At 42.3% G+C, this 6704-nt stretch carries 8 protein-coding genes; all 8 read left to right on the top strand.

The features are described 5' to 3' along the window. Nucleotides 1–239: 239 nt before the first annotated feature. The 8 genes from VN379_RS10700 to VN379_RS10735 all read left to right on the top strand — a co-directional run bounded on the left by VN379_RS10700 (nt 240) and on the right by VN379_RS10735 (nt 6670). Nucleotides 240–662 carry an AAA family ATPase gene (locus tag VN379_RS10700; protein WP_325533621.1) on the top strand — a complete coding sequence of 141 codons (423 nt, stop codon included), beginning with the start codon at nt 240–242 and terminating at the stop codon, nt 660–662. After that, nucleotides 662–1267: a GTPase domain-containing protein gene (locus VN379_RS10705; RefSeq protein ID WP_325533623.1), complete on the top strand. Its 606-nt coding sequence runs from the start codon at nt 662–664 to the stop codon at nt 1265–1267. The genes VN379_RS10700 and VN379_RS10705 overlap by 1 nt, the downstream gene beginning before the upstream one ends. Further along, nucleotides 1248–1835 (top strand): hypothetical protein, encoded by a 588-nt coding sequence (locus tag VN379_RS10710; RefSeq protein WP_325533625.1) that lies wholly within the window; start codon nt 1248–1250, stop codon nt 1833–1835. The genes VN379_RS10705 and VN379_RS10710 overlap by 20 nt, the downstream gene beginning before the upstream one ends. Continuing rightward, entirely contained in the window at nt 1832–2050 is a 219-nt protein-coding gene (locus VN379_RS10715) for a hypothetical protein (protein ID WP_325533628.1), read from the top strand. Before VN379_RS10710 ends, VN379_RS10715 begins: the two co-directional genes overlap by 4 nt. 480 nt (nt 2051–2530) lie before the next feature. After that, the gene (locus VN379_RS10720; protein ID WP_325533630.1) at nt 2531–2836 is read left to right on the top strand and encodes a nucleotidyltransferase domain-containing protein; all 306 of its coding nucleotides are present in this window, start codon (nt 2531–2533) and stop codon (nt 2834–2836) included. A 20-nt stretch (nt 2837–2856) separates the two neighbouring features. Further along, a complete protein-coding gene (locus VN379_RS10725) occupies nt 2857–3258 on the top strand; it encodes a HEPN domain-containing protein (protein WP_325533632.1) in 402 nt (133 codons plus the stop codon). Nucleotides 3259–3631: 373 nt separating this feature from the next. Then, on the top strand, nt 3632–5425 hold the full coding sequence (gene hflX / locus VN379_RS10730; protein ID WP_325533634.1) for a GTPase HflX: 1794 nt from the start codon (nt 3632–3634) through the stop codon (nt 5423–5425). A 3-nt stretch (nt 5426–5428) separates the two neighbouring features. Beyond that, the gene (locus tag VN379_RS10735; protein WP_325533636.1) at nt 5429–6670 is read left to right on the top strand and encodes an aminotransferase class I/II-fold pyridoxal phosphate-dependent enzyme; all 1242 of its coding nucleotides are present in this window, start codon (nt 5429–5431) and stop codon (nt 6668–6670) included. Nucleotides 6671–6704 lie beyond the last annotated feature (34 nt).

Genomic DNA, 6704 nt, shown 5'->3' on the forward strand with positions numbered 1-6704 from the left:
GAGTTACAGTATAACAATTATTACTAATTTTGGAGACTTAAATCCTAATTTTAACGCAGGTCAACATTACTCTAATTTGGAAGACGTTATAAGAGATTTAGGATTTGATCCTGCGCAGATTAACTATACGGAAGTATGACTATACTTCCTTGAATTGAGGCATTTCTAAAATCGGAAACTTACGACTTTGATAGTGCTGCAGCCATCTGGCGTAATACCGCTAGAAGGCTGCTTTTATTATGCTGATTTGCATTCTGAGTATCGTGAAAGCCATGGAGGACCATAAAGATGAACTTATATTAATTCTGGCAGGTTATCAGAAAGAAATGGAAAAATTTCTCCAAACCAATCCTGGTTTACGCTCACGATTCCCAATACATATTGATTTTCCTGATTATAATAAGGAAGAGCTGTTACAAATTTCTGAGCAACTTTGTGCCAAACGCCAATATCAGTTAAATAGTCAGGCCAAGATAGCGCTGTTGAGCTTGCTAAACCCTCCTGCGAATTCCAGTGATGATAATTTTGGTAATGCCCGTACAGTGCGGAATATTATCGAGAAGGCTATCAGGCGGCAGGCCGTCCGTCTAATCCGCAAGCATTCTACAACTAGGGAGGAATTGATGGTTATAGAACCGTGTGACTTAACGGGGGTGGAGTAATGCGGGAGTGTGTAATTATTGGGCGTCCTAATTCTGGTAAAACCTTGTTTGCTCTTAATTTTGCTAAATATTTAGGTGCAAAAAACATTGATGTAACCTTTAGAACTTTTGACGGGTTAATGACTTGCCGACATTTCCCGCTTGAAGAAGCAAAAAGACAATTATGTGGAATAGATTTACATAAAACCCGTTCATTACAGTCAATAGTTTTAAACATAGCAGTTGGAAAAACGGCAGTTAATTTTAAGCTTACTGATACCTGTGGTGTAAGTGAGCAAATACATGCCGACGAAGGAATCCGAAAAGGGATGGCGCAGACTATCGGGCTGTTACGGTCAGCGGATTTTATATTGCATTTAATCGACCTAACTAATGTCAAGAAAGATCACGCAGCTAATCAAGCCAGTATTGATTATGAGTTTTATAATTATGGTATAGCTCGTAATGCCTATATATTATTGGGTAATAAAATTGATCTTGGATCAGCCAAAGAAAATTTGCCGCGACTGGCATCTGAATTTCCCAAGGCAACGGTTATTCCTATTTCAGCCTTATATAACCAGGGCTTTAGAGAGGTGAAGGCTTATGTGGCAAGAAATATTTAATTTTTTATCCACAGCTGCGGCAGTAGCTTGTTGTTCGGCTGCTGTTAAATTAGCCGATGATTATTTAGATAGAGAGTTTGATGCTATAGCCGGGAAAACTAACTGGGCTGAAATTTTAGGTCAGGGAACTATGCTCTATGCAATGTTTTTGCTGGCATTGGCAGCCGGCATTAACACCACGTTAAGTTTGTCCTTATTTTTGGCCAGCTATGTTGTTGGCATGTTTAACAGTATGCGTGAAAAATTTCCGAGCAGGTTAAACGGATTCCAGGAGTCGTTGCTTGCTCTTACTGCCGGTATTGTGTTATTTGGCTGGAATGCTATGTTTTTCTCTTTTAGTTTTGTATTGGCAGTCCAATTATTCGATGATTATCTGGATGCGCATAGTGACCATATAGCGGGGCAGCGCAATATGGCTAACCGCTTTGGTGGTTTAGAGTGCCTGGTTATGGGCGTAATCTGTATAGTGGCGGCCTGGGGCATTAATGAAGAGCTGTTATTTCCTGTAGTCTTTGGGAGTACACTGATTTATCTGGGCTCGATGGGCTATGAACGGGTGCGGCCATGATAGTATACATTGTTTTAAGTATGCTGTTTGCGTTCTTGTTAGGTTATATTTGGGGAAAACGCCGGGGCTGGGAGACAGGCTATTTGGAAGCAGAAGCGGTTGTGCCGCTCAATCTGCGTCAACAATCACTAGAACAGGGGAAATGCGTAATTTGTGAGGAATATTGGCTGCAGACAATGACGGCGGAAAAAAATGTGCAATATGAAAAGGAATAGTGAAATTACTATGCGGTCTCGCTACTGTAGTGGGGAGCAACGCCGGAAGCTCACGTATTTGGTAGCTTTCCCCAAATTTGCAGTAAAATAGCAGATTGATTTTTGCTTCCAGGAACATGTTAATTACAGTATAAATGAGAGGCAGCTTTGCTGGCGTCATATATTTGTTTGGTAAACCAGCATTGTCAAGAATTTGATAAACAAGATAGCGGGCAGTCCGCGCTGAAGATGCATTAACGGAATTGTACGAGTGATTCGCCGGTTCTAGTGCTTTCTTTGCAGTTGGGTTTATTTTGGGCGGCGATACTATCCCGGTTTTATTGCTAGGAGTATATTTATATATGTTTTTTTGGTAAAATAGTATTATCGTGGTGTCTTGAGCGAATGGCTTATGGCAGGAAAGTGTTGACTAATTCTAGTGGCTGATCAACCGTGATTACAATATGTTTATGGATGATGGAATACAAAGAGGTGATGAGGATGTCCAAAGTTGCTGAGCAAGAGTCCTGTGTTGCTATCATTATGAGTGAAATAATTGCTAAAATGAAAGATTTGTTTGGCGATTCCCTGCGCCAGGTCATACTCTTTGGCTCTTACGCCCGTGGCGAGCAAGATGAGTATTCAGATATGGATATTATGGTGCTTGTGGATATCGACGATAACGAGCTGAAGAAATATAATAACGGGATAGCAGAACTTATGACCGATATTTCAATTAAATATGGAGTTCTTCCTTCCATTATTGATAAGAACTGTTCCATATTTGCCGTTTTACCGGAACGTTAAAACGGAGGGGATAGAGTTTTATGCAAGCTGAAATGTTAGAATTAGCTAAGTATAGACTAAATAAGGCTGAAGAGTGTCTGGCCGACTCCCAGGACGCTTACGAAAAAGACCGTTTAGCAAATTCCATTAATCGATCATATTACGCTATGTTCCATGCGACTAGAGCGTTATTAGCCTTGGACAGCTTTGACTCTAAGCGATACTCTGCTATAATAGGTTGCTTCAATCAGCATTACATTGCTACCGGCAAGATTGACACAACCTATTATCAGATGTTGTCTAATGCCTTTAGAGTGAGAAATAAGACGGACTATGATGATTTCTACGTTGTGAGCCGGGATGAAGCCCAGCAGCAGCTAGAAAATGCGATTAGCTTTATTGCAATGCTAAAGTTAAAGATCACCCAACTTGGAAAGATTTAACTAAAGCAGCCTTCCGGCGTTATACCGCCAGATAGCTGCTTTTATTAATGCTGATTTGCATCCTGAGCGTATCTGGGCTTAATGAGCTACCGACCGGGTGCGAACATGATCTATATTGCTTTAGGAATGATGTTTTCTTATTAGGTTATATTCTTGGTAAACGCCAGGGATGGGCGACAGGTTGCTCCGAAACAGAAGCGGTTATGCCGCTAAAGTTGCGGCAACAATCATTGGAGCACGGAAAATGTGTGATTTGTGAGGAATACTGGATAAAGATGACGATTGATGAAAAAAATAGCAGGGATTTGGAGACTTTATAACAAAAATATTGTAAAGTATCTAATAATAGCTTAAAGTTAGGGGTGTTTCATAATTGCCTGAGATATATGGAGAAACGACCGGCATTAAAAAGAACGTTTTGGATAGTTTGGAACAATTATATGAGTTCACAGTTCCTTTTAGCCAGACAATTACCAGTGAACTTGCTGAGAGGATGGCTTCTATAACAGAGCTGTTAAACAGGGAAGTTGCCGTTTATATTAACCGCCGGGGCAGTGTTGTTCAGGTAGCTGTTGGCGACACCAAGACGGTGTCGCTGCCAGAAACTGATGGCAGGCGAGCTCTTAACCGTCTAAGTGGTATTAGATGCATCCATACCCATCCAGGAGGGGACAGCCGGTTAAGCAATGTGGACTTGTCATCTCTTAAAGCCATGCGATTCGACATTATGACTGCGATTGGTGTTAGGGAGGGTATCCAGGAAATTAGCTTTGGTTTTATTTCAGGGCATACAACTGACAGTTATGACGCAGGGACAGTCGGTCCACTGTCTTTAACAGAGTTTGCACAGCTTGATTTGGGTTATCTGACGAACCAGATTGAACGCCAACTGGAAAGTAAAGATGTAATATCTAATATGGCCCAATCTGAAAAAGCACTATTAGTTGGCGTTGAACGTCAAGGTGGCTGGGATGTTGATGATTCCCTCAGTGAATTAGCACAATTAGCCGAAACTGCGGGGGCTGAAGTTGTAGGTTCAGTCTGGCAGAAGCGAAGCCGTCTTGATTCAACATATTTTATTGGACGGGGCAAGGTTCAGGAAATTAGCATTATCCGCCAAGAGATAAATGCTAATATCATTATTTTTGATGACGAACTTTCACCTGCTCAGCAGCGGAACCTAGAGCAGACGCTGGGGATTAAAGTCATTGACAGACCGGCGCTAATATTAGATATATTTGCACAACGGGCACGTTCGCATGAGGGGAAGTTGCAGGTTGAATTAGCTCAGTTAAAATACAATCTTCCCCGCTTGGGCGGGCAAGGACTGGTATTGTCACGTTTAGGGGGCGGTATAGGTACAAGAGGCCCTGGAGAAACAAAACTTGAGGTTGACCGGCGGCGGATACGTTCAAGAATTAATGATATCGAACAAGAGATCGAGAATCTAAAAAAGCATCGGAATTTGCATCGTGAACGTCGCCAGGCGGCGAGAATACCAACAACGGCACTAGTGGGTTATACCAATGCCGGAAAATCCACTTTGCTGAATAAGTTGACCGACGCGGGGGTGCTGGCTGAGGACAAGTTGTTTGCGACCTTGGATCCTACTACCCGGCGAACTAAGCTGGCTAGTGGTAAGGAATTTTTGTTAACAGATACAGTTGGCTTTATTCAGAAGTTGCCACATCAGTTAATTGCCGCATTTCGCGGTACACTGGAGGAAGTTGTTCAGGCTGATTTATTACTTCATGTTATTGATGTCAGTCACCCTCAATATGAGCAGCAAAGCAATGCGGTATACCAGGTGCTCCGGGAGTTGGGGGCAGATACCAAGCCTGTTATAACCGTATTTAATAAGATGGACAAAATAGATAGTCAGCATGTTATGGAGCGTATACTCCGGGAACCAGGCAATATTGCCGTGTCTGCGTCTACAGGGACAAACCTGGATAAATTGCTCAGCATGATCGAAGATAATTTTAAAGCAATTCTGGTAGATACCCTGTTATTAGTACCTTATGACGATAGTGGTCTTGTATCCAAGTTATATGATATTGCTTCAGTAAATTCAATTGAGTATAAGCCGGAGGGGATTAGTATTTCAGTGTCATTAACGCCGGAGCAATTTGAACGTTATAAAAATTATGTACCAGGAGATGAATGATAGATGAATCTATTCCCTGAAAATATTACAACTCTGAAAGGTAAAGCTCTTAAACAGGCTTTACCATTGTTTGCAGCTATCGACGACATATCAGAACAGAATACTGCCAGGGTGCTTAAGGCGTTTCGTGACCATCAAGTCTCTGAATACCTCTTTCGCACAACTACTGGCTATGGGTATGGCGATAGTGGGAGAGAACGTCTGGACGTCGTATGGGCTGAATTGTGCGGAGCGGAAAAGGCGTTAGTACGGACCCAGTTTGTATCTGGAACTCATGCCTTAGCCTGCGTATTATTCGGGTTGTTGCGCCCCGGAGATGAATTGTTAGCAGTTACCGGAGCACCATATGACACCATGCAAACTGTTATTGGCCACGCTGTACAAACTCCAGGTTCATTAACAGAGTGTGGTATTAGTTATCAAGAGATACCCATGATAGACAGTGGCGTAGATATCGGTGCGATAGGCAAATATATTGGCAATAATACCAAAGTTGCGCTTATTCAGCGTTCACGGGGCTATAGCCTGCGTAAGCCGTTAAGTGTTGAAGCAATCAGGGCGGTATGTGCTGAGATTAAGAAACATAAGCCTGATTGTATTTGTTTTATTGATAACTGTTACGGTGAATTTGTGGAGATCGTTGAGCCGACACATGTTGGTGCCGACATAATGGCTGGATCACTTATTAAAAATCCGGGGGGAGGTTTAGCACCTTCCGGAGGATATATTGCTGGTAAAGCGGCATTGGTTGATATGGCCGCACGGCGGTTAACAGCCCCGGGATTAGGGGGCGAACTGGGGGCAACACTTGCTGATATCCGTTTATTTTATCAAGGGTTGTTTTTAGCACCACATGTTGTAAACCAGTCTTTAAAAGGAGCAATATTTGCAGGGCTATTATTTAGTTTATTAGGATATAAGACTTTGCCACAACCTGATGAATTACGCAGCGATATTATTCAAGCTATTGAATTAGGATCGCCAGAGAAAATGATTGCATTTTGTCAAGGCTTGCAACAATATTCCCCGGTAGATGCGCATGTTCGGCCTGTACCTGGCTCAGTGCCGGGATATACTGACCAAGTCATTATGGCAGGTGGGACTTTTATTCAGGGATCATCAATAGAGCTAAGTGCCGACGGGCCTTTGCGCTCACCCTATATCGTATATCTGCAAGGTGGATTAACATTTGAACATGCTTTGTTAGGGATATTAGGAGCAGCTAGTGCTGTTGCTAGAGTATAATACTTTCTTTACATATTTCTTCATTACAGCTGTC

Origin of the sequence: Sporomusa sp. (assembly GCF_035561255.1) — a bacterium.
Lineage (GTDB): Bacteria > Bacillota > Negativicutes > Sporomusales > Sporomusaceae > Sporomusa.